The sequence below is a fragment of the Candidatus Methanoplasma termitum genome, assembly GCF_000800805.1.
Taxonomy (GTDB): domain Archaea; phylum Thermoplasmatota; class Thermoplasmata; order Methanomassiliicoccales; family Methanomethylophilaceae; genus Methanoplasma; species Methanoplasma termitum.
Genome location: NZ_CP010070.1, coordinates 536431 through 560623 on the forward strand (window position 1 = coordinate 536431; position 24193 = coordinate 560623).

At 49.8% G+C, this 24193-nt stretch carries 21 protein-coding genes and 1 tRNA gene; 8 read left to right on the forward strand and 14 right to left on the reverse strand.

What is annotated here, in order from left to right; translation table 11 throughout:
* Positions 1-121: 121 nt before the first annotated feature.
* Entirely contained in the window at positions 122-1477 is a 1356-nt protein-coding gene (locus Mpt1_RS02530) for a cobyrinate a,c-diamide synthase (protein ID WP_048113698.1), read from the reverse strand.
* Between the two features lie 129 nt (positions 1478-1606).
* Between Mpt1_RS02530 and Mpt1_RS02535 the strand changes: the two genes are divergently transcribed.
* The 3 genes from Mpt1_RS02535 to Mpt1_RS02545 are packed head-to-tail and all read left to right on the forward strand — an operon-like array spanning position 1607 to position 4469.
* Positions 1607-2194, forward strand: a complete 588-nt coding sequence (locus Mpt1_RS02535) for a CobW family GTP-binding protein (RefSeq protein WP_048111800.1) — start codon at positions 1607-1609, stop codon at positions 2192-2194.
* Positions 2191-2841, forward strand: coding sequence for a hypothetical protein (locus Mpt1_RS07240; protein WP_052399249.1), 651 nt, complete (start codon positions 2191-2193; stop codon positions 2839-2841). The genes Mpt1_RS02535 and Mpt1_RS07240 overlap by 4 nt, the downstream gene beginning before the upstream one ends.
* Entirely contained in the window at positions 2838-4469 is a 1632-nt protein-coding gene (locus Mpt1_RS02545) for a methylamine methyltransferase corrinoid protein reductive activase (protein ID WP_048111802.1), read from the forward strand. Before Mpt1_RS07240 ends, Mpt1_RS02545 begins: the two co-directional genes overlap by 4 nt.
* A 30-nt stretch (positions 4470-4499) precedes the next feature.
* Here Mpt1_RS02545 and Mpt1_RS02550 read toward each other — a convergent pair whose 3' ends face one another.
* Genes Mpt1_RS02550 through Mpt1_RS02560 form a run of 3 tightly spaced genes read right to left on the reverse strand, consistent with a single transcriptional unit; the run spans position 4500 to position 7322 of the window.
* A complete protein-coding gene (locus tag Mpt1_RS02550; protein ID WP_048111804.1) occupies positions 4500-5264 on the reverse strand; it encodes an ABC transporter ATP-binding protein in 765 nt (254 codons plus the stop codon).
* Positions 5261-6205 carry an ABC transporter permease gene (locus Mpt1_RS02555; protein ID WP_238603141.1) on the reverse strand — a complete coding sequence of 315 codons (945 nt, stop codon included), beginning with the start codon at positions 6203-6205 and terminating at the stop codon, positions 5261-5263. Before Mpt1_RS02555 ends, Mpt1_RS02550 begins: the two co-directional genes overlap by 4 nt.
* 4 nt (positions 6206-6209) lie before the next feature.
* Entirely contained in the window at positions 6210-7322 is a 1113-nt protein-coding gene (locus tag Mpt1_RS02560; protein WP_048111806.1) for an ABC transporter substrate-binding protein, read from the reverse strand.
* 187 nt (positions 7323-7509) lie between these two features.
* On the opposite strand from Mpt1_RS02560, the gene Mpt1_RS02565 reads away from it, so the two are divergent.
* A complete protein-coding gene (locus tag Mpt1_RS02565; RefSeq protein ID WP_048111809.1) occupies positions 7510-8193 on the forward strand; it encodes an alpha/beta fold hydrolase in 684 nt (227 codons plus the stop codon).
* Positions 8194-8205: 12 nt separating this feature from the next.
* Here Mpt1_RS02565 and Mpt1_RS02570 read toward each other — a convergent pair whose 3' ends face one another.
* The 4 genes from Mpt1_RS02570 to Mpt1_RS02585 all read right to left on the reverse strand — a co-directional run bounded on the left by Mpt1_RS02570 (position 8206) and on the right by Mpt1_RS02585 (position 10775).
* Entirely contained in the window at positions 8206-8688 is a 483-nt protein-coding gene (locus Mpt1_RS02570; protein WP_048111811.1) for a pyridoxamine 5'-phosphate oxidase family protein, read from the reverse strand.
* Between the two features lie 3 nt (positions 8689-8691).
* On the reverse strand, positions 8692-9636 hold the full coding sequence (locus Mpt1_RS02575) for a TDT family transporter (protein WP_052399251.1): 945 nt from the start codon (positions 9634-9636) through the stop codon (positions 8692-8694).
* A 142-nt stretch (positions 9637-9778) separates the two neighbouring features.
* Positions 9779-9861, reverse strand: a tRNA-Leu gene (locus Mpt1_RS02580).
* 125 nt (positions 9862-9986) lie between these two features.
* Positions 9987-10775, reverse strand: coding sequence for a KilA-N domain-containing protein (locus tag Mpt1_RS02585; protein WP_048113707.1), 789 nt, complete (start codon positions 10773-10775; stop codon positions 9987-9989).
* A 494-nt stretch (positions 10776-11269) separates the two neighbouring features.
* Here Mpt1_RS02585 and iorA point away from each other — a divergent pair, with 494 nt between their 5' ends.
* Together iorA and Mpt1_RS02595 are read left to right on the forward strand one after the other, a co-directional pair.
* The gene (iorA, locus tag Mpt1_RS02590) at positions 11270-13081 is read left to right on the forward strand and encodes an indolepyruvate ferredoxin oxidoreductase subunit alpha (RefSeq protein ID WP_048111813.1); all 1812 of its coding nucleotides are present in this window, start codon (positions 11270-11272) and stop codon (positions 13079-13081) included.
* A complete protein-coding gene (locus tag Mpt1_RS02595; RefSeq protein ID WP_048111815.1) occupies positions 13078-13662 on the forward strand; it encodes an indolepyruvate oxidoreductase subunit beta in 585 nt (194 codons plus the stop codon). Before iorA ends, Mpt1_RS02595 begins: the two co-directional genes overlap by 4 nt.
* Positions 13663-13901: 239 nt before the next feature.
* Here the strand turns inward: Mpt1_RS02595 and Mpt1_RS02600 are convergent, their stop codons facing one another.
* Both Mpt1_RS02600 and Mpt1_RS02605 read right to left on the reverse strand, forming a co-directional pair.
* The gene (locus Mpt1_RS02600) at positions 13902-14615 is read right to left on the reverse strand and encodes a hypothetical protein (RefSeq protein ID WP_052399252.1); all 714 of its coding nucleotides are present in this window, start codon (positions 14613-14615) and stop codon (positions 13902-13904) included.
* An 87-nt stretch (positions 14616-14702) separates the two neighbouring features.
* Positions 14703-15059 carry a ribbon-helix-helix domain-containing protein gene (locus Mpt1_RS02605; RefSeq protein WP_048111817.1) on the reverse strand — a complete coding sequence of 119 codons (357 nt, stop codon included), beginning with the start codon at positions 15057-15059 and terminating at the stop codon, positions 14703-14705.
* Positions 15060-15390: 331 nt separating this feature from the next.
* Between Mpt1_RS02605 and leuS the strand changes: the two genes are divergently transcribed.
* Positions 15391-18261 (forward strand): leucine--tRNA ligase, encoded by a 2871-nt coding sequence (gene leuS / locus Mpt1_RS02610; protein WP_048111819.1) that lies wholly within the window; start codon positions 15391-15393, stop codon positions 18259-18261.
* A 162-nt stretch (positions 18262-18423) separates the two neighbouring features.
* Positions 18424-18555 carry a nucleotidyltransferase family protein gene (locus tag Mpt1_RS07750; RefSeq protein ID WP_148305806.1) on the forward strand — a complete coding sequence of 44 codons (132 nt, stop codon included), beginning with the start codon at positions 18424-18426 and terminating at the stop codon, positions 18553-18555.
* Between the two features lie 251 nt (positions 18556-18806).
* Here Mpt1_RS07750 and Mpt1_RS02615 read toward each other — a convergent pair whose 3' ends face one another.
* From Mpt1_RS02615 to Mpt1_RS02630, 4 genes are all read right to left on the reverse strand, one after another.
* Positions 18807-19340 carry a UbiX family flavin prenyltransferase gene (locus Mpt1_RS02615; protein ID WP_238603157.1) on the reverse strand — a complete coding sequence of 178 codons (534 nt, stop codon included), beginning with the start codon at positions 19338-19340 and terminating at the stop codon, positions 18807-18809.
* 13 nt (positions 19341-19353) lie between these two features.
* Entirely contained in the window at positions 19354-21258 is a 1905-nt protein-coding gene (locus Mpt1_RS02620) for a beta-CASP ribonuclease aCPSF1 (RefSeq protein WP_048111823.1), read from the reverse strand.
* A gap of 51 nt (positions 21259-21309) precedes the next feature.
* Positions 21310-22008: a proteasome subunit beta gene (locus tag Mpt1_RS02625; protein ID WP_082007229.1), complete on the reverse strand. Its 699-nt coding sequence runs from the start codon at positions 22006-22008 to the stop codon at positions 21310-21312.
* 415 nt (positions 22009-22423) lie between these two features.
* Positions 22424-24148, reverse strand: a complete 1725-nt coding sequence (locus Mpt1_RS02630) for a hypothetical protein (RefSeq protein WP_048111829.1) — start codon at positions 24146-24148, stop codon at positions 22424-22426.
* Positions 24149-24193: the final 45 nt, after the last annotated feature.

A 24193-nucleotide genomic window follows, 5' to 3' on the forward strand; every position in this document is an offset into this window, starting at 1 on the left:
CATATAAGTCTGGACGAAACGTTTATAAATAATAGTAGAAACTTTTGGGAATTGCACAGCCATATTTGAATAAAATAATTTTTTCAGCAGAATATTTACGATATTCGTATAATTTCAAAAATTAATTCTTTGCGTATTTGTAACAGTTCCCGACAAATCTCCCGGGTATTTTTGGGTTGGAAGCGAAGTGAATGTGTGTATATCCCGCGACGGTATTCCCGACCACCATACCGTCCCTGCCGTTCTCGATTCCGAACCCTCTGCTGAGACGGAACGCATACTTTTCCTGTTTAGCTGACGTCTTTGAATAATGGAACTCGTGTCCTCTGACCGACCAACCTTTCTCACAGAGCATATTGTCTTCCGCGGCGGTCATCTCGACATAACCGAGGGTCGCCCTGCTGTCGGTCATATTCGACACCGAATCGAAAACACCGCACATCTTGTGCTCCTTTCCATCCAGATCTATCAGGGACTCGGAAAGATACATCATGCCCCCGCATTCGGCATATATGGGCATCCCGTCATCGGATGCTTTTTTCACGGCAGCCATCATCGAAGAATTCCTTTCCAGATCGGCCGAGAACAACTCCGGGAATCCGCCTCCGAAATATAGGCCGTCGACGTCTGGAAGGTCGTCATCGATCGGAGAGAAAGGTACTATCTCCGCACCCGCCTCCTCCAGAGATTCTATGTTATGTATGTAATAAAAATTAAACGCTTTGTCCTTTGCGACACCGATCCTGACCTTCTTTTTTGGTGGAGTAGTTTGCCTGTACTCCCTTGATATCGGTGGTGCCGATCTTGCGATGTTTAAGATCTTCTCTATATCGACGCATTTCTCCACATGCTCGGCGATCTTCTCATACTTTTCGCGGTCGTAGTTCTCCGCTGCGGGAATGAGGCCGAGATGTCTGCTTTCCAGCTTCATGCAGTCATCCCTGAACACCCCGCCCAGGCATGGTATCCCCTTCAGGGAGCTCTCGAGTATCCTCATATGGTTCGCGCTCCCGACGCGGTTGAATATCACTCCGGCAAGGAAAACATCTTTGTCGTAATCTTTGAACCCGGCCGCGATCGCACCCGCGCTTCTGGCCATTGATCTGGCATCTATCACTAATATCACCGGGGCCTTCAATATCTTTGAAAGATGGGCGGTCGAACCCTCTTCGTTGATGCCGTCGACACCGTCGTAAAGCCCCATCACTCCTTCGATGACCGAAATCCCGGACCCTTCCGAACCATTGACGAAGAGTCTTTCCGCCTCGCTGCCGAACATCCATGTGTCAAGGTTCCTGCATTCTTTTCCCAGTACCATGGTGTGATGCATAGGATCGAGATAATCCGGCCCGGTCTTGAACGATTGAGGGTCCAGTCCTTTTTTCTGGAGGGTCATCAACAGCCCCATGGTTATTGTCGACTTTCCGGCTCCGCTGTGGGTGGCCGCAATAACTACTCTGGGGATGTTTTTAGGCATGTTGGATGTATAGTCCAATTGAGATTCAAACTATAAATAATATTGCTGGCACGACCCCTCTGAGAATATGTATGCTTTTGCGTCTGATTGAAAGAATAATATATCAACTTGAACAATTACACCGCCAATATGTATGTTTATATCATCGGCGGATTCCTTGGGAGCGGGAAAACCACACTTTTAATGAAACTTGCTTCCATGTACAGTAAAAGAGGCGTTAAAGTAGCGATATTGGTGAACGAATCCGGAGAGATCGGCGTCGACGGCGCCACCCTCAAAGCGGAGGGGTACGACGCGGTAGAATTGCCTGACGGCTGCATATGCTGCTCCCTTTCGGGAACACTGCAGAGCGCTCTTAAAAACATAAAAAGAGATATTGATCCGGATATCCTCATAATCGAGCCTACCGGCCTCGCTCTTCCCCACAAGGTAAGGGAATTGGTGAATATATCGATGATAGATCCCGATGAGATGTATATCATCGGCATAGCGGACATTCAGAGGTTCGACGACCTGATAAAAAGGAAAGAGGAGTTCTTTAAACGCCAGATGTTCGCCGCGGATTTCATTCTGATCAACAAGAGCGACCTCGCCACGCCCGAGAAAATGAAGGCGGCGATCCAATGGCTCAAAGCAGAGTATCCCGACAAACCGATGATCCCGGTATCCACCAAGACCGGGGAGAATCTGGATAAAATATACGAGATGATGAAATGAGCGGACACCACCACGATCACGATAAAGAATGCCACTGCAAAGAATGCGAGACGGAAAGGCACGATGAAGAGAAGACCTCGATAGAAGAAGCGGGAGGGGTCGCAGTAGGCCTTACCGGCCACATACACGGATACAACGCAGATGTGGGCGCGCGTTTCTCGAACGTATTGCTGACAACAGGCAAATGGGTCGAGAAAGAATCGGGTTCGCTGCTCGGACACATCAAAGCCGCGATATACAATTCAGACGGGAAAGGATTGACATTCAACCTTATCAACGTAAAGAACGGCGTCGAGCAGCACGGTACGCTCCCGCCGCAGGAGATCGTCAATTTTAATTTCATGTCGGCCGTGGTCGATGTGGACCCTCATGATCTGGAACATGTGATGCTGGATGCTTTGGTGGACAGCGGGATCGACTACTATCTGGAAAAACATCATCACCACCATGATCACAACCATGGTCATCATCACGAACACGATCATCATCACCACGATCATGATCACAACCATCACCACCATCACGATGGTGAGAAGGGCGAGAAAGAGGTCTGCAGCTGCAAAGCATGTGAGGACCGCAGGATCGAAGTGGCCGAAAGGGCCGAAAAAGGAACCATTTGGGATAAATTGAGGAGGAAGAACAAATGACAAAGGGATACGGAATATCTCTGGATATGGGTACCAGTGGTACGAGAGCGCATGCTGTGGATCTTTCCAGCGGAAAGATATTGTCAACATCTGTTACGGAATGCCACCCGCTGCCGGGTGCTAACATAATGGATCACCTGACATTCTGCATCAATGTGGGGACAGATCTCGCGCACGAGATAGTAATAGATACCGTGAACAAGGTAATCAAGACCCTCGGTATCGATCTGAAGAAGGTCGAGAGGGCCGCGATCTGCGGCAACCCCATACAGCTTTCGCTGTTCCAAGGGTTGCGTGTGGACGATCTCGCCTTTGCGGGAGAGAACGCTCACAAAGCAAGAGGCATAAAACCCGTGGACAGGAACGCCGGTGTTTTCTCGGCCGTTGACGTGGGAATGGAAGTACCTGACGGCTGCGAACTCTTTGTTCCGCCTTCGATAAGGCATGAGATCGGTGCTGATGCCCTCGCAATGATGTACAAGAGCGGATTCCTTGAGCAGAAAGAGAACTGCCTTGTAACTGATTACGGGACAAATGCGGAGATGGCCCTGAAAGTGGGTGACGACATCTTTACCGGTTCGGCCGCCGCCGGTCCCGCGATGGAAGGCCAATCGATAAAATACGGTATGCTGGCAGGCCCGGGCGCCATCAGCGACCTCGAGTACGACTTCAATTGGAGGAACATGGTACTGGACGAGAGCATCATGGCACAGCCCGGAGACAAGGTCGACTTCAACCTGAATATGGTCATCGAAGAAGGGCCTATGCACGGTAAGGCAAAAGGCATCACCGGGACCGGCGTTGTCGCCGCGGTCGCCGCCGCCCTTCACGACAACCTCTGGGAGAAAGGAAAACTCAACACAAAGGACGGGAAGATGTACTTCCAGGATGGAGTATATATTGATTCTCATGACATTGGCGAAGCGTGCAAAGCTATCGGTGCAATGAGGGCGGGTCACTTCACACTTCTTGAGAAAGCAGGAATAAAATTCGACGAACTCAACATCATGTACATGGCAGGTGCCTCCGGGACCTATGTGGATGCCGTCAAAGCGAGAGAAGTGGGCCTCCTGCCTCCTTCCTGCAAGAAGATCTACCAGTACGGTAACACATCGCTTGCAATGGCCACGGACATCCTGAAGAACCCCGAGCTCCTTGACGAGCTTCAGACCATAGCAGACGGGATCAGGGCCAACCACGTGATGTTCGCTTCGGATAAGACATTCGAACAGATCTACATCATGGAGCTTGCGTACTGGGACGAGGGAATGAGCATGGACATGTACAACATGTTCAACGAGATCGAAGGCATCCAGGAACTGCCGCCCGTCAAAGGGAACCCCGAGGTCATCAGGGTGGTCAAGCGTGACATCCCCGATCTCGGTGCCAGAGGACTCCGCATCATAAACGACATCGGAACAGAGCTGAAAGGATACATGAAGGGATGCACCGGCTGCAAGAAGTGCGAGAAGGAGTGTCCCGAGAAGGCGCTCACCGTGATGAAGGACAAGCAGATCGTTGTGAGAACGAAGAACTGTCTCGGCACCGCCTGCCTGAGATGTCAGTTCTCATGCCCCGAAAAGGTCTACTTGTACGACACTCTGAAGATCGAAAACAAGAAAAAATAAGTGGGGCATTCCGCCCCACCAAACATTTTTTTAATTTTCCATTACGTTCTCTTTTTCGAGTTCGGTCAATATCTTCTTACGAAGAGCCGTGAACTCAGGCGTGGCGCGATCCCTCGGGCGCGGCCAAGGGATCTCGATTATTTCCTTTATGGTTGCGGGGCGCTTGGAAAGGATAACGATCCTGTCAGAAAGGAATACTGCCTCATCGACCGAGTGGGTGACGAACACTATTGTTTGATCGTCATTCTCTATTATCTTGAGGAGTTGGACCTGCATGATGTTCCTTGTCTGGGCATCCAAAGAACCAAACGGTTCATCCATGAGTATCACCTCCGGATGTCCGACAAGTGCTCTCGCAATGCCAACACGCTGCTTCATGCCTCCAGACAGCTCGCTTACTCTCGAATCGATGAAATTCTCCAGACCTGCCAGCTTAATGTATTTCTCTGCCCTCTCGCGACGTTCTGCTTTGGGGACCTTCGATATCTCCATCCCAAACTCTACATTCTTCCTTACGGTTCTCCATGGGAACAACGCAAAGTCTTGGAACACCATGCCTCTATCCGCTCCTGGCTGAGTTATAGGCACATCGTTCAGAAGGATGTGCCCTGATGTGGGTTCTTCCAACCCCGCGATCAGTCTGAGGATGGTGGTCTTGCCGCTGCCGGATGGGCCGACGAGAGTTACGATCTCCCCCTTCTTTATCTCGAGATTGAAGTCTTGCAACGCCACCACTTCTTTGTCTTCTGCCTTGAAGACCTTAGACAGATATTCTAACTTGATTTCTCCGCTCATTCAATCCCCATCCTCTTTGTAAGCACCTTGTGAACATACTCAAACATTCCGGTCGTAAGTATTCCAAGCACTGCGATAATGCCTATTCCGACGAACACATTCGGCCAGAATCCGATAGATGCTTGTATTCCTACGAAATAACCTATTCCTCCGCCGTAAGAAGCGTACAGTTCGGATGCGACGATACACATCCACCCTATACCGGAGCCGATTTTTACTCCGTACATTATATACGGAAGAGCACAGGGGAACATTACCTTATAGAAGATCTGGGCCTTCGATGCACCGAGAGTTTTGGACGCATCGATGAGGTTCCTGTCTATCTTTGTAACACCGAACGTGGTGTTCGAAAGCAGCGGGAAGAATATTCCTATGAACACCACTAACATCGGACCCCAAGTGTATCCTGTTGCAAAGAGAAGTACAGGGGCCCATGCGATAGGTGCTATCGGTCTCAGTATCTCCAACATAGGATTCATGAATTCGCTAAGTGTCTTCGATGAACCCATCAGAAGTCCCATTGGCACGGCAACCAGCATTGCAAGGACGAACCCGCCGAGGAATCGCTCTAAGCTTATTCCGATGTGCGCCCACATCGTCATTCCAGATATTGGATCCCCATATGAAAACAAGTTAACAAATGCGGTCCAGACCTGTGTAGGCAGAGGGATCGCAGCCGAATTGACAATATACGAAACGTTCCACCAGATCAGAACGAAGATCGTCAAAGATGCGATAATGATCAGGACGGTCCTTATCAATCTGTGAAAAATATTCTCCTTGTCGTAAGGAATTTTTTTACCTACTCTGTTCATTCCGCCGTTAAAAGTTGTGATTGATCTTTTGAAACCGTTACCTACTCTCTTCAGTCCGCCGTTAAAAGTTGTGATTGATCTTTTGAAACCGTTACCCTCACTGCTATGATTTGACTTTGTTCTCATAATATCACCACATATTGACTGTGTTCAACACAACAGGAGGAGATCCAACGAAACCGATCTGGACCACTCCCGACATTAGGGCATTCATCACATCTCCACCAGCGCCGAAAGGTGTGCCGAGGTTGAGGGTCAACCCGTATTCGGCGAATATTCCTTCTCTTATCCCTATATGCAGTGCTATTTGGTGAATATCTTGCGCTAACACACCTACATTGATATTAATGTTTGAAAGATCCGAGTAATATGTCGACGGGCGACCCGCTGCGAGTGAGATGTAACTGTCATCCACCAGCCAATTAGCGAAAGCGGTAGATGAGTCGAATCCAATTTTATTGATTGTGTTCTTAAGAAGCCCCAGGCTTGAGTATGTATCCACCATCGTCTCGATACCGGCCCTCAGATTATCCAGTGAGTATGTGTAAACGACGTTTTGAAGTGCTGCGTTAATGACCATTTCGTTGCTTACTCCGGCGATGCTCTTTACGTACTCGACAAGTTTAGCATGGTTCGGACTGCTGACATTAACGGCATCTTGCAGCCACACCACAGATGCCGAATATGCAGACAGGAATCTCAATACTGCGTTAGGGTTGTCATATACGAACGCTCTGCTTGCGGCCACTACACAACACGGATGTCCCTCCCACAGTTCGCTTGTTGTCCCCACACCGTATGCGTTATAAACTCCGGATTGCACTGTGATGTTACTGTAGTGTGCTTCCCACGGTATTCCCCCATCGATCTGCCCCCCAAGCAACGATGTTCCCATATTCCCTGGAGCGACTGCCGTCCAATAGACTGTATCGCTGTTCCTGACGTCATTGTAAAGTTCGAACTTTAAACCGAGTGTGTTAACAACAAAATCCATCAAAATCATGTGCTGGATAGATGAGGGGCCCGGGGTAGCAAAAACATGCCCGCCCCAATTAGTTGTTGTATTCGGATCAAATGTTAACCCTATTACAGAATTACTGGCGAATATTCCAGATCCTTCCTCGTTCACCATTGCCACTATAACAACACGATCTTTCTGTTCAGCATTTTTAGAGAGATATATTGCGCTTCCGGCAAGGACAACAATAAGAATCACTACGACTGTCCAAACTTTAACGTTCAACGACTCACATCCAAAAAAAAGAACTGACACAATATATATAACCTTTTTAGGATATTTTATCCTATTTAGGATAATATTTTTGTACCATTGCCATTAATGGAACGTATCTTAATAATTGCTGTATCTTCAAAAACATTATTGTTGGTTTCTGGATAAAAAATATGAACCTACAAAGGATGCTGCAATCATGTTCGTTCACGTCAACGGAGTGGAAATCTATTATGAGATAGATGGTGACGGCTCGCCTATCATACTTCTGCACGGCAACGGCGAGCACCACCGCATATTCGACCGTCTTGTCGACGACTTGAAAAAGAACCATAAGGTGTTCTCGATGGACACGCGCGGCCACGGAGAAAGCGAAAAGGTGGACTCGTTCCATTATTCGGATATGGTAGAAGATGTCGCCGCCTTCATTCGTGAGCTAAGGATCGAAAGACCGATCGTATACGGCTTCAGCGACGGCGGTATCGTGGGGCTCATGCTCGCTTCGAAATATCCGGATGTCCTGTCAGGGCTCATCGCAAGCGGCCCGAACCTCACCCCCAAGGACGTCATACTGAAGGAACGTCTGCCGATGCGGATCGTGAACATCTTTAAGAGGGACCCTAAAGTAAAAATGATGATCGAAGAACCGAACATCACCGATGAGGATCTCATGAGGATCAAGATTCCGGTGTTGATCACGGTCGCGGAAAAGGACATCATCCCCATATCGCATGCGGAACATATCGCAAACACGGTCGGGAACGGAAGTCTTATCATCGTTCCTTATGAGGATCATGCGAGCTACATTGTGCATTCGGACAGGTTGTTCCCGCTTATATCGGACTTCGTTGAACGAGTCTCTGTCGCAGACCGGCAGATCTGACCGAAGCAATGATCATGCTTTCGGCCTCGGTTTCCTCTTTCCGGTGAACTCGGCGGAGACTATCTTGTACACACAGACTGCTTTTGCCTGATCGGCGGTAAAAACAGCTTCCTTCCCTGACTGATGTTTGAACATTATCGATAACGCTTCGCATTTTTCAACTGCGTCCTGAATGAAGAACACCTCGCCGTATCCGATCATGCTTGCAAAGTAATAGCCTGAGTTGCACGGAGTATCCGTGAACATCGGCTCGCCTTCGCTCGCCATTTCAAAGCAGACCTTGTTATTCTTTCTGAGAATGTCAATCTTCTTCCCTTCATGCGCACTGTGAAAGTACAGTTCTAAAACACCGTTCTCAAGGAATTTGTAACCGAAGCTCAGGGGGACCACATACGGTGCGCCGTCGTCGACCATCGCCACATGGCAGGTCTTGCACCGAAGGATGATCTTCTCTATTTCATCCCTATCTTTTACTTCCCTGTCCTTTCGTCTCATTTTTCACGCCGTCGTCCCCGGACCCTTTGCGGTCCGGTACAGATATATGACATATCTTATGAACACGTATACGACCATAAGTATCGCCGCGGCCACGGTTATCTCTCTTAGTATCACGAATATCTCGACGGACGAGAGCCCATAGTATTCGCCGAACCTGTAGAACGACACTGCGCTTATCACAAGAGGGAAAGTGAGCGCCGCATAACTGGGATAGAACTTACTGTTGAGCATTTTCGGCATGTATGCCATAACGGCAATGTAGCTGACAACACTCAATATGATCAGCAAAATAAGGACGAACTCGGGCGGCGAACCGCCGAACGCCGAGAGACCGCCGACTATGCAGAGGTTGGCAGGGGCGGCGAATATCGCGATCTGAGGGGTCAGCGGTTCCGGGATCTTCCTGACCTTCAGCGTACGGTAGGCCGCCAGCGGTAAAATGATCAAATACCCTATGAGTCCGCACCAGAATAATATCTTTCCGAGATCCTGCATCCCGAACGTCGGAGAGGTTACGCTTGCCACCACGTATCCGACAAATACGATGACCCAGCTCGGGAATACCGTCATCATGTTGAATTTGAGCATGAATTTTTTTACAAAGAAGAACATGAACACAAAACTCATTATGATCGCTCCGAGCCAGACCGCAAGTGCGACATCGAAGGCGAAGTTTTTTATGTATGTGGAAAGGAGCATGAGCGTCATCGTATACGTCGGCAGAACTGCGAAAGCGGCGGGATTCTCTATGTCCTTGATTATCCCCCGCCAATCTACAACTATCCTGATCGTGAACAATGCCATTATTATTGCCGACAGTGCCGCAAGTATGCTGTACGAATAGAGATCATACCTCTGGGAAAGAAAGATATCGAGGGATGCGAGCGCCAATGCCAGGCCGCATATCGGTACCGGTACCTTGGAAATGAATTGTCTTGCGTTCACAATGATGTCCTCTTTACTCTGTACGCACTCTGCTGAATATAAGCTTACGTTCTGTGCGTTCTGGCATAGTCTGCGTTCTCATAAAGGGCATGCGCACACTATCGGCGCATTCTGAACAAAACCCTTGTGCAGGATGGTTTAGTGCAGGAGAAGGGATTTGAACCCTTGTATCACTAAGAACAGGATCCTAAGTCCTGCGCCGTTTCCGTGCTTGGCTACCCCTGCTTACTTAGACCTGACGACCGTTTTCTTTATTATCATTTTCCTCTCGAATAATGTGTTATGGAGGATTTTGACCGCAATTTACACGGATGCGACACCAAGACGACGCCGAGTGTCGTCTTGGCTTTTCATTTTTGTTTTACAGGAACCAATATTCCAGAATTCTTTCCACCTTCTTTCTGAATATATCCTTTATCTGCCAGCTTTGCCAGAGTCCTCTGTGCTGTTCTGGGATTAATATCCATTATTTTGGGTATATCTGCAGTTTTCCGTACTGTTCCTTCATAGATCAGCTTATAGACCTCCGACTCGGTTTCTGTCATGTTCAATGTATTCATAAATGCCATTTCAGAATCATTTGTTTCTCTTACATCTGGAGAGAAACCAAGGACGTTGAGAATTGTGTTGGGTATCTCCTTTATTGCATTTGTGTGAAAAAGATAGTTCACTTTTGCAAGTTCGCGTTTTGCATTCCATTCCAGTGTTTTCTGTTCTTCTTCTCTGAGGCGCTGATATTCACGTATCATATACAGTTTGAACTCTACCGATACCCAGGATGCGAATTCGAAAGCAATGTCCTTGTGCGCAAATGTTCCTTGGCTATAACGCCCGCGGCTGGCCGTTATGCCAATAGCGTTTGTTTTTCCCACCCACTGTTCGACTGACAGTGTGAATGCGTTATATCCCGCCTCGTTTCTAAAGAGGTCGAATTCGACCCCTTTAAAATCGGGGTTGTTCAATGTTTCCCACAATCCGAGAAAGGCAATAGTCTCTTTTTTTCTTAGCCGATTCTTGATCACGTCTTTTGTGCTCTCGTTCTTAAATCTGGCTATATCTGTCAGCGAGATATAATATTCTTGTGCGATGCGTTTGTATCGAACATCAATGCCTTTAACAGTTAACTTATCTTCTGTCATCTCTGCTTCTCCTTTATGCAAGGTGTTCCTTCACAGAGGACAATATTCGGGGTCGCAGGCCGTATTGTACTCTAGGTCCTCAGTAGCGACAAAATGCTTCCTTTATCCGTTATCGCTACGGGCCGAGCCTTGTTTTCCTTACCGAAAATATGAGTGTGAAACGAGTATAAAGTCTCCAGGGGGGTATCCGAAACTGATCCATATAAAACAGTGATCCTCCTATGATGTAGTGCCAACAAACAACCACAGAAAAATCATTTGCGGGAGGGATATCCAGACATAAAGATGGATCCGTTCGTTCCAGATGCCGTGCGCATCCATCCGAACTTGTTTTCGGCACAAATAAGAAACCGAAAGTGAGATGCGGGGGGAGTACATTTCATACAAGGCGACATGTAACGGGTGCGGTGTAGGGTTTATCCAACACGGTCTGTTACTAACGAAACCCAATTAAATAAAAAACAGATATACATTGAGAAAGAGGAGCCAAGATAATGAACATTCTTGATAACAGCGGCAAAGGCCTTTTGCTCGGTAATGAGGCCATCGTAAGGGGCCTGATAGAGTCCGGAGTGAAGTTCGCATCCACATATCCAGGTACCCCTTCCTCTGAGATCGGCAACATATTGTCGGAGATCTCGGAGAAGATCGGGATGTACTTCGAGTTCTCCACCAATGAGAAAGTGGCGCTCGAAGCCTCCGCTGCGGCAGCCTGCTCGGGTGTAAGATCCTTCGCTTTCATGAAACATGTCGGCGTGAACGTGGCCGCCGATTCTTTGATGACGTTGGCGTACTCCGGAGTAAGGAGCGGGATGCTCGTACTCAGTGCCGACGACCCTTCTGCGCACAGTTCTCAGAACGAACAGGATAACAGATACTTCTCTTTGCTGTCCTTGCTGCCGATGATCGAGCCCTCGACCCCGGCCGAGGCAAAAGAGATGATAAGCTATGCGTACGAAGTATCGGAGAAGCTCAGCCTGCCGGTGATATACAGGACAACGACCAGGGTCAACCACGCAAGATCGATCGTGGAGTTAGGACCGAGAGCGGACACACCCGCGAAAGGACACTTCGTCAAGGACGACAGAAGGTTCGTATGCATACCTGCCTTTGCTAAATTCAACAGATTGAAACTGCTTGAGCAGAACAAAAAGGCGCAGGAACTGTCGGAAATATCGCCGCTCAACCGCATCGAAGGCAGAGGCGATGTGGGTGTGATCACATCCGGAGTAAGCTACACATACATCAAAGAATACACATCAGGCGCATCGATCCTCAAGATCGGGTTCACTAATCCTCTTCCGGAAAAGAAGATCGCCGATTTCGTTAGGGGAAAAAAATACATTATCGTCGCCGAGGAGCTGGAGCCTTTCCTGGAGGACCAGGTATTCCGTATCTGCGCACAGAACGGCATAAACGTTCCCATTTACGGAAAGAGGTCCGGACATCTGCCCAGAGAGTGGGAATTCTCTCCGGACACGATGAAGAAGCTCAAGGACCTTCTCAAGGTAAGAGAAATGCCTACGCCTCTTGCCCAGCCTGACATAAAGCTTCCCAACCGCCCCGCGACATTGTGCGTTGGATGCCCCCACAGAGGCATGTACGCAGCTTCAAAGAAGGCCGTGGGAAAAAGAGATGTGGTCTATTGCTCGGATATCGGCTGTTATACTCTCGGGGTGCAGCCGCCGTTCAACGCCGCCGACTTCGTACTTTGCATGGGAGGCGGGACCGGAGCCGCGGGAGGGTTCGAAAAGGCCACCGATCAGAAAGTTGTATCTTTCATAGGAGATTCGACATTCTTCCACGCAGGCATCGGACCGCTTACATCCGCGCTTTTCAACGGCCACAAGATCGTACTTGTCATACTGGATAACAGGACGACCGCGATGACCGGCCATCAGCCAAACCCGGGCACCGGAAGGGACTTCGGTACGAACCGCACCGGACCTATCGACCTTGAGAATATGGTCAGAGGACTCGGTATCGAATTCATAAGGACCGTTAACCCATATGACGTAAAGGCAGCAGAGAAAGTGATGAGGGAGGCTCTGGACCATGACGGCATCGCCGTCGTCATATCCAAGTGCCCGTGTCCTCTGGAGCTTAAGAAGAGCAAGACCCTGGTAACAAGGGAGTGTCACGTCAACCAGGATAAATGCATCCATTGTTTCACCTGTGTGAAAACAATATCATGTCCGGCTCTTTTCAAGAAAGGGGAGACAATCACGACCGATCCGACGCAATGCATAGGATGCGGTATGTGCGCGAATGTGTGCCCCAAGGGTGCGATAGAGGTGGGAAAATGAGATACACAGTGCAGATCGTAGGAGTCGGCGGGCAGGGTGTGCTTCTGGCATCCATGGTGCTTGGCACAGCGGCAATGAGGGGCGGACACGAAGTATCCATGAGCGAGATCCACGGGATGGCCCAAAGAGGAGGCAGCGTGATATCCACACTTCGTTTCGGCGATGATGTGATCAGTCCTCTCGAATCGACGGGCGGGGCGGATCTAATCATGGGATTCGAGCCGGTGGAGACATGCAGATATCTCAGTCTCGGGAACAAGAAGACATTCGTTCTTATGAACCTGGATCCGACGTACCCATCGATGGTCGCGGCCGGATTCGAAGAGTACCCTGCCATTCAGGGACTTGTGGACTCGGTGAAGAAGATCACTCCGAATCTCAAAACGATCGAAGCAACGAAAGTTGCTGTATCAGCCGGTAAAGCGATCGCGGCAAATGCGGTGATGATCGGCGCCGTCGCGGCGGTGAAAGGATTCCCGCTGAAGAAGGAACTCCTGAAAGAGGTCCTGCTGGAGACCGTGCCGGAGAAATCTAAGGATCTGAATTCGAAAGCCTTCGATATGGGTTACGAACTTATCTGAAAACTTAAGAGAAGAACTTAGCGGGGAGCAATAGGGGGGAGACTCCCCGCTGTTTTTTGTTGATCTTGAGTTCTTAAGGTGTTTTCTGTTCTTATCAGGAAGAACTTAGCGGGGAGCAATAGGGGGGAGACTCCCCGCTGTTTTTTGTTGATCTTGAGTTCTTAAGGTGTTTTCTGTTCTTATCAGGAAGAACTTAGCGGGGAGCAATAGGGGAGACTCCCCGCTGTTTTTTGTTGATCTTAAGTTGTTATCCTGATTCCGTTGCGTACACGGATCTCCGGCATCTTGCCCGAGCTGTTCCTCTTCGTGTATTTGCTCTGGACCATCTCGATCTCGCTCTTTATTCCGGAGACGATCTTCGCTACGGTCTCATCAACGAAAGGCATTATCGTTTTGTTGACTGCGTTCAATGCCTCGCTCATTGTTGCGTTCGGCATTATCTGGAGGATCTTGTCGTTCTCTATTGTGAACGTGTTGGGGCATACCGCCCTTATGTGTCTGAGGCCCTCTCTTGCGACGGGGATCTTGCTCGTCTCGAATGAGAACGGGTTGATCCCGATCGTGAATGTCATTATGTCATGGCGGTTGCAGATCTTTGCCACTTCGGACGTTGCGCCGGTTCCAGTTCCGCCGCCGAGTCCGGTGATCAGGAATACTATGTCGTATCCGATCAGCTCCTTTTCGATCTCTGTCTCATGGACCTGAGCGCACTTTCTGCCGAGTCCCGCATCTCCGTTCGTACCCTTTCCCTGCGTGACCGCTTTGCATATGTATATCTTCTTATCTGCGGCTGTTTCGTCCAGGGCCTTCCTGTCTGTGTTAATGGCAATCGTATCTACCGGTGCGAGCGCCTTGTAGAATGTGCTTACTACATTGCATCCCGCGCCTCCGAGACCGACCACTGCCACGCGAGGCTCGATCTGGATATCAGCTTCTGTTGTGTTTGCGTCCATATTTCGTGCATCCCCATGTTTTTACCGGCGAAGAGGTGCCGAAGCACCTTCCCATCCTTCACCGGATCGTTTTTCCCATCCTTTTCTTCATTTCATCGCTGAGGTCTTTTGCGCCATCGCCAAAGCGCGGTTCGCAGCTTCCACTTCGGACTCCTTTGTGACAATTCTGTCCATCGTGCATTTCCTGACGAACTCCTCTTCATCGAAGGCAACGCCTTGTTCCACCATCAGTCTGATGGCTTCCATCTGTACCTCTTTGAAACGGACGAAGATCCCGTTTCCCGCACCGTTGGCACCCTCCTTTTTCAGGTTTATGTAGCCAATGATCGCGTCCCTGATGAAACGGGAGCGACTTTTTACTCCTATCTCGACCATGAAGTCATCCATTGTTTGGGTGTCTTCTTTTCCCATCCTGATCGTGATCGATTCTTCCATCTCTCCCATTTCATCATCTCCAAGTGTTGTAGAGTCCCATCCCTTCGCACTTGTGTATTACTGCCAATGTAATATTACATATATAAAACTTCTTACAATTGTAAGACAATAATCAGGTTTTGTAAGACTTATCTATCATTTCTTTGATAATTATTCAAAGATTTGATGTCAATTCGTCTTGGTCATACATCGTGTAACGCAATAAAAATGTTTCCACAATAATATCATGAAAATAGTAAGACAATTCGAAGATCATTCTTTAAGGGCACGCTCATATTCTTTTATAGTATATTATTTAATTAAGAGTGATATTAAAGCGTAAACACCCCAGAGGGCTCAGATGTCCGGTTACAGTGAAATGGAAGGAAAATGGCAAGCGGAATGGTCAAAGAACAAACTCGACCGGGCGAACACGGAACTCGGAAAACCCAAATTCATGCTCATATTCGCTTATCCCGGAGTTACGGGATTCCTTCATGTCGGACACCTCAGAGGTTACACATACGTTGATGCCATCGGCAGATACAAGCGCATGACCGGATACAACGTCATGTTCCCGGTGGGCACTCACGCGACCGGTAACGGCGCCATAACTCTTGCTTCAAGGGTCGCGAACAAAGATGAGGATTTCATAGAATATCTTTTAAGGAACGGCTGCCCGAAGGAGAAACTGAACGATCTGAAGGACCCGATGAAAGTGGTCGATTATTTCAACGAGGTCTATGTGAACGATTACTGGAAGAGATTCGGATTCCTTGCCGACTGGAGAAGGTTCACGTGCACTTTGTATCCCGATTACACAAAATTCATTCAGTGGCAGTTCAAAAAGCTGAATGAACAGAATCTACTGATCCAAAAACCGTATTACTCCCCGACCTGCCCGGTACACGGACCTGTCGCGGTGGATGCTTCCGAAACGGACATCTCGAAAGGCGGCAACGCCGAGGTCCAGGAATATACCCTTTTAAAGTTCAAACACGGAAAAGAGTACTTGGTCGCTGCCACGCTCAGGCCGGAGACCGTTTACGGTCAGGTATGTTTCTGGGTGAACCCCGACGTGGAATACACCAGGATAAAGAAAGGCGGCGAGACCTGGATCGTTTCCAAACCGGCGGCGGAGAAACTTCAGCTGCAGAAGGACGGCGTGACGATATTGTCTCCCATATCCGGAAAGGACATGATCGGATGGACGTGCGAGGCGCCTATGCTGCATAAGAAAGTTCCGGTACTTCCCGCATCGTTCTCCGATCCGAACGTGGGAAGCGGGCTGGTGACATCGGTACCTTCCGACGCCCCCGACGACTGGATATCGCTGGAAGCTTTGAAGACCGATACCGCTCTCGCAAAGAGATACGGCCTGTCCAAAGAACTTCTCGATTCTGTTATTCCCGTTTCCATAATATCGATCGAAGGTTACGGAGAATTCCCCGCTCAGGACATCATAAAAAAGATGGGGATAACTCAGCCGGGGGATCCGAGACTCGACGAAGCTAAAAAGCAGGTGTACAAGGACGGCTACCATATGGGCCGCATGAAGGACATCTGCGGGAAATACGGAGGGATGAGGGTCGAGGAGGCCAAGGACAAGATGAAGCAGGCGATGATCGATTCCGGGGAGGCGGAATTGTTCTTCGATCTCACCGAGGAGGTGGTCTGCAGGTGCGGACAGCCCGTAAGAGTGAAAAGGATCGACGATCAATGGTTCATCAACTACGGTGACGAGAGCCTTACGGAAAGGACCGACAAACACTGCTATGACATGGAGATCTATCCTCCGGAATTCTACGAGAATGTTCATTCCACTCTCAAATGGTTCAGGGAACGCGCGTGCGTGAGACAAGGCAACTGGCTGGGGACGAAGTTCCCCTATGATGAGAAATGGATCATCGAAGCAATATCGGATTCGACGCTTTATCCTCTGTATTATATCATCTCGATCTATGCGAATGAGAAAAAGATAGTTCCAGAGAACATGACTGAAGAATTCTTCGATCATGTGGTACTGGGCAAGGGAGATGTAAGGACCGTATCAAAGAACACCGGCGTTTCCGAAGACCTATTGAAAAAGATACGCAGGGACGTGAAATACTGGTACCCGCTGGACATCAACCTCGGCGGGAAAGAACATATGACTGTGCATTTCCCCGTTTATCTGTTCAACCACAGTGCGATACTTCCCGATGATATGCTGCCGAAGGGTATCATTGTCAATTGGTACATCACCGGAAAAAAGAACAAGATCTCCAAATCCAAGGGCGGTGCGCAGCCGATACCGGGAGCCGTAGAGCAGTTCGGCGTCGATGCGCTCAGACTGTACTATGCGCATGTTGCGTCCATGTTCGTGGATGTCGAGTGGAGCGAGGACATCGTCATCACGTACAGACAAAGGCTGGACAGGATAATGGGCACCGTTGAAGAGCTGCTCTCATCGGGCACCGGTGATAAGAAGGAGATCGACAGATGGCTGATATCCAGATTCAACGGCTATTCCGCTTCCGCAAGGGCGGCGATGGAAAAATACGACCTCAGGCAGATGGCCACCGCAGTCTACTTTGAAATGCTGAACGACATAAAATGGTACGGCAGGAGAGGCGGGAAGAATAAAGAGACCATTTCTGAGGCGTTGAGGATCTGGATCTCCATGATGACGCCGATCACCCCCCACACCGCAGAAGAGATGTGGAGCAGGGCGGGATTCAAAGGATTGGTCTCATCCTCGCAGCTTCCCGAGCCGGGCATGACGTCGAGCTCCGCCGAATACGGCGAAGGATTGATCAGAGATGTAATGTCAGACATTACCCAGATCAAAAAGGTCACGTCCGCGGAACCGAAGAGGATATTCCTCTACACTACCCCTTCATGGAAAACGAATGTCATGAAGATGGGTCTGGAAATGACGGAGGAAGGTAAACTCGACATACCCACACTGACAAAGAAGTGCATGGCGGACGAGGAGCTCAGAAAGAACGGCAAGGCCGTAACGGAATTCGTTAAGAAAGTTGTTACAGATCTATCCAGATCGTCTTCCTCATCGAAGAGGGATATGATCGAAATGGATGAGTACTCATTGCTGACCTCGGCGAAGGATTTCCTGAAAGAAGAGCTCGGTGCGGAGGTCGACGTGTTCTCGGCAGACGATGAAAAAGCGTACGATCCGCAGAACAAGTCAAGGGCCGCTGTACCTGGGAGACCGGCGATTTATCTTGAATGATGCCCCCTTACCTTAATGTCACGTTGAATGCTTCGGCCTTTCCCTTGATCTCTGCGATAAATCTTTGTGTGTTCAGAGTAATCTGAAAACTTTGAACACACAAGGTTTCACCAGAGCCGATATTGCATAATTATTATAGGTTTCCACTTGATACAGTAATATATGAGCTCCGCAGACACAGGCTGTAATGTCACTCTCGATGAATTAAAGGAGATAATCGCACCTATCGCCGAAAAATACGACATGATCCGCGTATATTTATTTGGGTCGAGAGCACGCGGGGACTGCAATTAGAAAAGCGATTTTGATTTTTGTGTTGTCGCTCCTGAAGGATGCACTCTCTTTGACCTCGGTGGGTTTCTTTATGACTTAAGGGACGCTCTCGGGTCGGAGGTGGATGTTGTCTGCGAAGAAGGCGTAAAGAGAAGACCACACCTCATGGAGGAAATGCTGCGCGACAGGAAAGTCGTCTTCGAAGCGTGACTTCGAGAAAATAGGGGAAATCTTCAGTCTGTTGGGTGTTTCTGGATGTGCCCCGAAAGGGTTCATTCCCATCTCTTGTATAGGTTATGATCTATCCCGACCCTGTCCAAACATTTCCCAACGACGAAGTCGACCATATCTTCCACAGACCCAGGCTTGGGATAGAATCCCGGATTGGCATCCATTATCACTACGCCGCACCTTGCAAGTTTCAACTCATTTTCCAGCATAATCGCACTCTTCGGCGTCTCTCTTACGACCAGAATGACCTTTCTGCCTTCCTTGATGCTGACCGCTACCGCCCTGGATATCAGAGTATCGGATATCCCGGATGCGAATTTTGCCACAGAGGACTCGCTGCACGGAGCAACGAACAAACAATCGTAATGGTAAGATCCGGAGGAAATGGAAGCGAATAGATCATCGTCATCGAAGACCTTGTCAGCCATCGCTTCCGCTTGTTCGACGGACATCCCCATCTCTTCGGGAAGGATCATCTTTGCGGCCTTGGACATCACCAATATCTTCTCTCCGGGAAGCTCTCGGAGGAGGCGTACCCCATAGATACTGCCCGAGGCGCCTGTGATCGCTACCACCGACCTCAAATCATCACCTTAATCTTATTGTCTCAAGGTTCAGCGGCGCTTTCGTCTCGATGTTGAATTTCTTGTATATGGATGATGCCAGATCCGTACATTTCCTGTCCTCCCCGTGGCCGATTATTATCTTGCTCGGCTTAGGTTCGAGGGATTGGATATACTTCATCAACTGCTTACGGTCGGAATGTCCCGAGAATCCGTCGACCGTGACGCGGTTCATCTTTATGTCCAGGTCTATCTGCTTGCCCTTGCTGTTTAGAGTTATGTCCTGACGCCCTCTCTGTATCGTTCTTCCCAGACTTCCTTCCGATTGGTATCCGACGAATATCAGGGTGTTCTTTGCGTCATCCGCCCATTCTTTGAAGTATTCCATCACGGGGCCGCCGGCCATCATACCGCTTGTCGCCAACACTATGCAGGAGTCGGGCGAGTGGCAGATCTCCTCTCTCATTATGGAGGTCTCCACCCTCTTGAATATCGGCGACAGGAAGGGATTCTCGTTCTGCTGGAATATCTGCGTCCTAAGCTGACTGTTCAGATATTCCGGGTATGCGGTGTGGATCGCCGTCGCCTCCCATATCATTCCGTCGAGATAGACGTTCATCTGGGGGATCTTTCCCGTGCGCATGAGCTCCTCGATAACCAGCATGACCTCCTGGGACCTTCCCACCGCGAACACTGGGATGAGTACTTTCCCGCCGAGTTCTGCGGCCTGCTTCAGGATCTCTTTCATCTCTTCCGATGCGTCCACCCTGGACGGCTGCACGTCGTTGTGGCCGCCGTATGTCGATTCTATGACCAACGTCTCCAACCTCGGGAACCTGTTGTTGGCGGGATTGAAAAGCCATGTCTTCTCGTATTTCGTGTCTCCGGAAAAAGCGACGTTGTGCAATCCGTCGCCGATGTGGAAATGAGCTATCGCGGAACCGAGGATGTGTCCTGCGTTATGGAATGTCAACCTTACATCGGGTGCGATGTCGGTCGTTTCGTTGTATTTGAGTGTGATGGTGTGCATTATCTCTTTGCGCACGTGCTGAGCCTCGTACTGCTGTTTCTTCGCCTCGCCGAACCCGAGTTTGATGTTGTCAAGCTGGAGAAGTGCCATAAGATCTCTCGTTGGTGGTGTACAGTAGACCGGCCCTTCATATCCATACTTATAGAGTGCTGGTAGCGTTCCGCAGTGGTCCATATGCGCGTGTGTGACGACCACAGCATCAATCTTTTCCAACGGCTGCACTTCCGGTATCCCGAAATAGGGGGTGGCGTCGCTGCTCGGATCGAGACCGCAGTCGATGAGGATCTTGCTGTCCCTAGTCGTCAAAAGCGATGCGGACCTGCCTACCTGCCTGAATCCGCCCATGGTCGTTATTCTTACCCACTGATCCCCCAGCATAGCTGGCCTGACGAGGTTCCTTGCGACTGATTTCAGCATCTTGTGCCTGTCGTCCTGATATGTGCGTATGTATCCTCTGACATCGGAAACGGTCTTTGACGGTATGGGGGGTGCCCTGATCACCTTTACATTCCAACCCGATTCTTTCTTTATGTCTGACAGCAGCTGGCCTTCTTTCCCGAGAACCTCGTTGGGATTTATCGCCTCGATTATCGCTTCGCCTGTCTCCTCGATGAAATTGACGTCAAAGACCTCTGCCGATCCCGGTATCATGGAGAGGATCTTCTCCCTTACCGTTTCGGTGTCCTCCAATGTGGTCGGGTCCGGCCTTATGTCCACTCTTCTCCTCAGGTTCTGGGCGAGGGTCCTCGGCAGTTCGTCGTTTCCGGAGAATTTGTCGTATTCCGTTGTATAGATCACGACCACGGAGCCCTCGAAGGCTATCGCCGATACGTTCATTTCCTTTGGTATCAGCTTCTCTACTTCTTCCCTTAGGTTCTCAAATATTCTATCCGGGTTCATATGAAATCCAGCTTGTTATGGTGGAATTAAAAGATGTTTGAAAGAAAGGAATTAGTTCGGATATGCGAATCCGAGTTCTTCGCATCTTGCTTTGATGCTTTCCTGGGGTATCTCCTCGTAGCCTTTCGGCCCGATGTATGAGATGAGCATGCCGTCCCCCGATCCGCTGTCCCTCCTCCTGGAAGAGTTTAGCGCTGTAATTGCAACATCTATTGCTTCTTTTTTACTCATGTTCTTTTTGAACGAGGCTTCAAGGGAACCCATTGCGAACGTAGAGCCGGAACCTATCGACATGTAGTTGTCCTCGATGTATCCTCCGGCACCGTCGACGCTGAACACATGGCCGCCGGTGGAGTCGTGGCCGCCCACTATCAGTCCGAGATAGAATCCGTTGCGCATGACGTTGGCGACGAGTGTCGCCGCCGCTTTGACGGACATCGGGGATCCTCTTTTCATCGAATAGATGGAAACTTCGCTCTGAATGAACCTTACCATCAACTGAGCGTCGCCTACTACTCCGGCGATCGTCATTCCGAGGTTGTCTGCGAGCGGGTAGACCTTTTGAACATTGCTGTGTGCGATCATGTGGCTCATTGTCGCTCTCTGGTCGGACGCGAGGATCACACCGTCTTTTATCTTCATACCGATGGTGGTCGTTCCGGTCTTAAGCGTCTCCTCGCTGCCGGATACTTCCGGAGGCAAGGTCCTGATTGTATACTCTCCAAGTTCAATTGTTTCCTCGTTGCTCATTTTTTTCCCTTCATGTAATGAAATGCAGCAAAATGCAATCTATCAGCATAACAAAGATGCTGCTGACCACATTGATACTCTCTCTTATATACTTTATTAGGGTGGTTTATAGGAAACCGTCACCGTGCCGATCGGTCCTGAAGTTCACCGCTCTTTCTATATTAGCCCGAGATGAGTTGATATAACGGCGTTGTAACGGCCGCTACACGGACATTTACACGGACATTTACCTGGACATTTACCTGGACATTTACCTGGACATTCGAAAGTGATGAAGAGGTCATTGATGTCTGGTTATAATGGATCGTACTCCGACCAAAGCGTTTCGGCAAGCAGGAATCTTCAAAGTACAGAGACTTGAGTTCAAAAAAAATGTCGGAAAAATGTTTGAGGGAAAATGTTTAGTCGGGGTCGATCACTTGAACATTACGTTCCTGTGCACTCTCCTCTTCTCCATCTCCGCGACCATCGGGAGTCCGACGGCGACTCCGGTATCCTTCGTGACGGCCGAGACGGTCACGACGGCATCTTTCTTCGCCTTGATCCTGCACTTGCCCTTCGAGTTCGTTTCCACGATACCGGACTCGGTCTTGCCGTCCTTTACTATCGTGTATGCGACCGCCGCTGCCTTCACTCCTTCGTCTCCCTGTGTCACGTTGAGGAACAATCCTCCTCTGAACCAGAACGCTATCAGGAGCAGTATCAGGAGCGCTATCAGCAACAGGGCGACCCACCAGACCCATGCACCTATGCCGCCCACACGTTCTGTGTCAGTGGGGCCCGGTCCGGGTCCTGGGCCGGGACCAGGTCCTGGGCCTGGCTCGACGGGTTCCGCCGGAGCGGCCGTACTTTTTACCTCGATCTTATGATCCCCGTCTACGCTGTGGAACGTGTACGAACCGGAGTTGATATCGGCTTGCGTTAAAGGCGTTACGTCCACCGTCACCGACATTATGCGGTAACCGCTCTTCGCAGAGAAGGTGAACTTCTTATCGATGCCTCCGTTGACCGTCACCTTTCCCGATGGCGATATGGTGGAGTTGCCGTCGGCAGAGGCCGTTATTATGTAGGTATCGGGGCCTGCCTGTATGATGTCCGGCTTCCCGCTGCCGTTGGTGTCGTATCCCCACACTGCGTAGACGGTGACGTCGGAACCGTTCAGGGTGACCGACGTTACCATGGTCGACGGAAGGGTGTCGGCCGCTCTGAGTATCGTCGATGTCTGAGTTGTGCTCCAGCCCACCAGCAGCACGTCCTCGCCGCCGACCTGCGCGTGCGTCGGGTCGGCGTAATTCGCGTCTTCCGCCTGCAGGGATGCCTCGTCGAGGTTGTAGGTGCTGTCGGGCAGGTTCGCTATGGTGTATGAGGTGGCGCTGACGCCGAAAACACCGCCGTTCGCATTCAAGATAAGATCGTCGTAGCCGGCGTTATTGATTATGCCCCAGCCGTTGGTTGTCAGACCGGTCGTGGGGTTAATGCCGGCAATATCCGCGAACGGAATCGGAAGCCTGTAGTCACCGCCATATGAATTGAGAGTGCCGTTCCCCCCTGCGCCGACCAGCGACCAATCCTCGGTGGTTGCGGGAATGTTGGGGATGGGTGCGATCAGCAGATCGACGGTCCCATCGTAAATAGATGTTATTGGACCCATGAACGCATCGCCCCTATAGTTGTTGTCGATGAACCCTTGCTTGATCGTGAAGTTCAATATGAGCGTTACTTCACCTGCCGGATTGCCGATAGAGTTGCGCCCTACAGCGAAGTTGAGCAGCAGTGTATCGGATCCGGTGATCGGCGTATTCCAAACAACGCCCGAGGGAGCCGAATAGTTTGCCTGGGGAGTCAGTGCACCAAAGCCGGCAAAGCTCAGTTGTGTATTGTTATATACAACATACATGTTAATTCCATAAATGCCGTCCCCTTGAGGCGCATCGAACGTTGCCATGAGCGATACCGAGTCACCTACATTCAACAACGGAGCGTGCGGTACCTGTTCTAATGTTATACTGCCTCCGTCCCCCTGGGCCGCCTGGGACTGGTGGGTGCTTATGATCCCCGCCAGTGATATGCTGAGTATTACTGCCAGTGCCGCTACGAGCACAATGGGCAGGATCTTTTTTGAATTCATTTTTTTCCTCATCGATCTTCTCTTTACTTTTCCTTGATTATGTTTCAACTTATGCTT

Coding starts and splice junctions, on each gene's coding strand:
- Mpt1_RS02530 (WP_048113698.1), bottom strand. CDS start 1,477: ATGCCTAAAAACATCCCCAGAGTAGTTATTGCGGCCACCCACAGCGGA.
- Mpt1_RS02550 (WP_048111804.1), bottom strand. CDS start 5,264: ATGAGCGGAGAAATCAAGTTAGAATATCTGTCTAAGGTCTTCAAGGCA.
- Mpt1_RS02535 (WP_048111800.1), top strand. CDS start 1,607: ATGTATGTTTATATCATCGGCGGATTCCTTGGGAGCGGGAAAACCACA.
- iorA (WP_048111813.1), top strand. CDS start 11,270: ATGAACATTCTTGATAACAGCGGCAAAGGCCTTTTGCTCGGTAATGAG.
- leuS (WP_048111819.1), top strand. CDS start 15,391: ATGTCCGGTTACAGTGAAATGGAAGGAAAATGGCAAGCGGAATGGTCA.
- Mpt1_RS02570 (WP_048111811.1), bottom strand. CDS start 8,688: ATGAGACGAAAGGACAGGGAAGTAAAAGATAGGGATGAAATAGAGAAG.
- Mpt1_RS02555 (WP_238603141.1), bottom strand. CDS start 6,205: ATGAGAACAAAGTCAAATCATAGCAGTGAGGGTAACGGTTTCAAAAGA.
- Mpt1_RS02605 (WP_048111817.1), bottom strand. CDS start 15,059: ATGGGAGAGATGGAAGAATCGATCACGATCAGGATGGGAAAAGAAGAC.
- Mpt1_RS02620 (WP_048111823.1), bottom strand. CDS start 21,258: ATGAACCCGGATAGAATATTTGAGAACCTAAGGGAAGAAGTAGAGAAG.
- Mpt1_RS02625 (WP_082007229.1), bottom strand. CDS start 22,008: ATGAGCAACGAGGAAACAATTGAACTTGGAGAGTATACAATCAGGACC.
- Mpt1_RS07240 (WP_052399249.1), top strand. CDS start 2,191: ATGAGCGGACACCACCACGATCACGATAAAGAATGCCACTGCAAAGAA.
- Mpt1_RS02545 (WP_048111802.1), top strand. CDS start 2,838: ATGACAAAGGGATACGGAATATCTCTGGATATGGGTACCAGTGGTACG.
- Mpt1_RS02565 (WP_048111809.1), top strand. CDS start 7,510: ATGTTCGTTCACGTCAACGGAGTGGAAATCTATTATGAGATAGATGGT.
- Mpt1_RS02630 (WP_048111829.1), bottom strand. CDS start 24,148: ATGAGGAAAAAAATGAATTCAAAAAAGATCCTGCCCATTGTGCTCGTA.
- Mpt1_RS02585 (WP_048113707.1), bottom strand. CDS start 10,775: ATGACAGAAGATAAGTTAACTGTTAAAGGCATTGATGTTCGATACAAA.
- Mpt1_RS02600 (WP_052399252.1), bottom strand. CDS start 14,615: ATGGACGCAAACACAACAGAAGCTGATATCCAGATCGAGCCTCGCGTG.
- Mpt1_RS07750 (WP_148305806.1), top strand. CDS start 18,424: ATGAGCTCCGCAGACACAGGCTGTAATGTCACTCTCGATGAATTAAAG.
- Mpt1_RS02595 (WP_048111815.1), top strand. CDS start 13,078: ATGAGATACACAGTGCAGATCGTAGGAGTCGGCGGGCAGGGTGTGCTT.